Below are 3,137 nucleotides of genomic sequence, written 5' to 3'. Positions count from 1 at the left end.
ACAGATTTTCCCTATTGGGCTTACAAACTAGCTAGAGAATATGTAGAGCGTTATGGTTTGCAGTCTGGTTCAGGTATCGTGGCTGAATCAATACCCATGTTGTTGGAGGTAGCAGAATTTTGGTGTCAGTATTATTTCGATAAGAGTTTGAGTGATAAATTTCCCGATCGCGAATGCTAGGAACGATCGCCACCTATCTTAAATATTTTCCCACAAAAGGCGTCGTCGTGCGCTTAGGCGAGAAAATAACCAATGCTGGTGTTTTTTGATGGGCGATTGACAGACGGCGCAGTCAATACCCTTAAAGAGGTTGTTCTACTTGTTCGAGATTACTAATTATTGCTTCTAAGTATTCTTTATTGAGAGAACTTAATAAGTATCCGCTAATTTTTCCTGTTTTTTGAGAAATTTCTGCTAGTAATAAACTTTGAATCTTCTTCAAAAAATCTAGCTCATCAACTAAATTTTTTGCAAAATTTGGGCTGCTATATCTGTTTCTTAGACAATAAAAAATATAGCCCATATCCTGATAAGGCAATATCAAAAATGTTTTTATAAAATCTTCGGGAGGTAAATATTTCAAGATGGGATAATCATAATAAGATTTTTGCCCTAAACTATCGAAATTGCTGCCAGCATTAAAAAATATTGTATGTTGAAACATAGCGATGTTATTTTGCATCATATCTAGTATCTTTTTAGCTTCATTGGGTATATTTTGAATCCTTACCTCTTCTTGACATTGCTTAATATAATTATCAAATTCTTTAAAGCCTGGATCGTCTTTACTGTTAAATTCAATACTCATATAAACATCTCCGAATGGATTAGAACGATACTCTGTATCTAGCCTGCCAGAATTCTTTAGTTGATCAATATATTCTTTAGCTTCATCAATAATAGATTTTTTGTCCTTGTCGTATACCTTAATATCAGAAAATAGTAAGAATAATCCGGTAATATGCTTGATTATTCCGATATCTTCAAAAGCCCTATTCAGATACTCTGATTTAACTAGATCAAGTGTTTTATCGAATTCTCGATCGGTAAGCATAGTATAACGCAACAATTTCATCCAATTGGGTGCGTTTTCCTCTTGGAAAAATTTGGAATTTGGCAGTGATTCTTCAAAATATTGCCGATCGATCAGACCTTTGTCAAAAAAAGCTTCCCACCATAATAAGCTTGGGTACACTCCATAAAAAGCTCGTAATCCACTAAAGTAATAGGAGTTATAAAGCTTTTGATACTTTTTGAATATAGAATCTTTATGTTCAGTATTTTCAGTATTGGCATTATTCTTTTCTGTTAAATTACTATGATTATTGCGCCTTATCTCTGACATAATTTCTTTAGCTAACTCCTGATCTATTCGACTAATTTCTTGGGGATGAAGTCTTGCACAAGCAATTTCAATAGAAAAAATTATTAATAGTTCTAAGACTTCTTCTACTAATTTTGATTTATTCTGAGCTTTTTCTGGTAAGCCTTCAAAGATTCGTTGAAAATCTAAGATTACTTGGTTCAAAATTCTTAAATTTTTACATTCTGCTTGCAGGTACAACTCTTGAAGGAGAGCCAAGTTTTTTGTCAAAATTTCTTTGACTTGCGAATTAGATATTTGATTGATGGTTGTATGTAATGCCCCTGACAAATCAGGAAAAACATCAAAAGTTTTCCCAATTAGTTTTTCCTTGGTTTTGTTGTATTTTTCTTGTTTGTCTCGATCGTTATTTATTTCATCTTCATTGGCAATTATGACTACTTTTAAGTCTTGGGAATCTACAAAATCATTGATATATCCCAATATATTTTCAATGTTTATGCTACAACGTTCTAAGTCATCAAATATTAAAAGGCTAAATTGAGAATCCTTAAATTTTTTATCTATGTCTATATCTGGAATAGAAAAACTCCATCTTCCATCTTCTTGACCATCATTGTCTAAATCAATTTTTAATGCGCCTTTTAGTAAACCTTTACAGATTTTACCCACTATCACCATCTCTTTAGATGCAAGTAAATGATTCAAAGGATTCAATTGTTTGAAAAGACTGTCTTCTATTTCTGAATAATTAGTGATGCCATATAGGCTAATATATAAAGATTTTTTACCTTTTGTTTTTAATTTTTCACGATACTGATTTATAAACCATGTTTTGCCACAACCCCATTTCCCTTTAAGCAAGATAGCGAATTTAGGGGACTGAGATAGTTCACAGTAATAGTCTAAGTATTGTTGGATATGCTGATTGGGTTCAGAAATATACTGATTATTTGTGCTAGTTATTTGGTCTGGCATAATTTTTTTTGTTGGTAAAATCAATAAGGTAAAGAAGTATCAATTATTTAATTCGATCGACTCTCCTGCAAGAATCTTTATTTTATCAGTCGCCGTAAAGAATTGTACGATCGCCTATTTTGCTTAACGATCGGCTATTATATCACTATCACTGCATTAGTCTTCAACATCATTGGGCAGGAAGTAGGCTGCTACCGCGAGTCAAGAAAGATCGATCGCCACCAAATGCCAGCAGTACCCCAGATATTCCACCAGGAGGGCAAAACCGAAAATGCAGCGTTGCCATCGCATTGACCTAATCCCCCACCCTCGCCATCACCTTCAGCAGCAGCTAGAGGGTCAAACCTTCAAACTGAAGTACAAGCAGCAGATAGATTTTGGCTGCATATCTCCAGCAAAACCATATCCAAGCTAAACTGATATTCGCCCTAATTTTTAGAATTATCTATGGGACAAAAAAGCGCAATATGATATCTGGGGAAATAAAAAGCCAAATAGATAAAATCTGGGATGCCTTCTGGTCCGGTGGTATCTCCAATCCCCTTGAAGTCATCGAGCAGATTACTTATCTGCTGTTTCTGCGTCGTCTCGACGATTTACATACTCTGGAAGAAAACAAAGCTAACCGGCTCAAGCGCCCAATGGAACGCCGGATTTTTCCAGAAGGGGAAGATATCAAAAAACGCTCCTACGACATTACTCACAAGTTAAGCTAAAAACACTGTTGTCAATGAGTAATCTTACTCATTTTTTACCGAGATCCCAATTAAAATATGACTCCATTTGTTCATTCATTATTGAAAAAAAATTGTTCGGGACTTCTTTGAGTTCCTGG

2 protein-coding genes and 1 pseudogene are annotated in these 3,137 nt (G+C 34.6%); 2 read left to right on the top strand and 1 reads right to left on the bottom strand.

The window, feature by feature from the left end:
• Positions 1-180: pseudogene (locus ACUVJL_RS25330) on the top strand (hypothetical protein); the annotation flags it as partial.
• Between the two features lie 121 nt (positions 181-301).
• Here ACUVJL_RS25330 and ACUVJL_RS25325 read toward each other — a convergent pair.
• The gene (locus ACUVJL_RS25325) at positions 302-2,302 is read right to left on the bottom strand and encodes a P-loop NTPase fold protein (RefSeq protein ID WP_445248360.1); all 2,001 of its coding nucleotides are present in this window, start codon (positions 2,300-2,302) and stop codon (positions 302-304) included.
• Between the two features lie 377 nt (positions 2,303-2,679).
• Here ACUVJL_RS25325 and ACUVJL_RS25320 point away from each other — a divergent pair, with 377 nt between their 5' ends.
• Positions 2,680-3,018 carry a type I restriction-modification system subunit M N-terminal domain-containing protein gene (locus ACUVJL_RS25320; protein ID WP_445248359.1) on the top strand — a complete coding sequence of 113 codons (339 nt, stop codon included), beginning with the start codon at positions 2,680-2,682 and terminating at the stop codon, positions 3,016-3,018.
• Positions 3,019-3,137 lie beyond the last annotated feature (119 nt).

The organism is Microcoleus sp. OTE_8_concoct_300, assembly GCF_031383065.1.
GTDB lineage: Bacteria > Cyanobacteriota > Cyanobacteriia > Cyanobacteriales > Microcoleaceae > Microcoleus.
The sequence above is the reverse complement of the archived record's forward strand: the minus strand, read 5'-3'. Positions and strand labels throughout refer to the sequence as shown.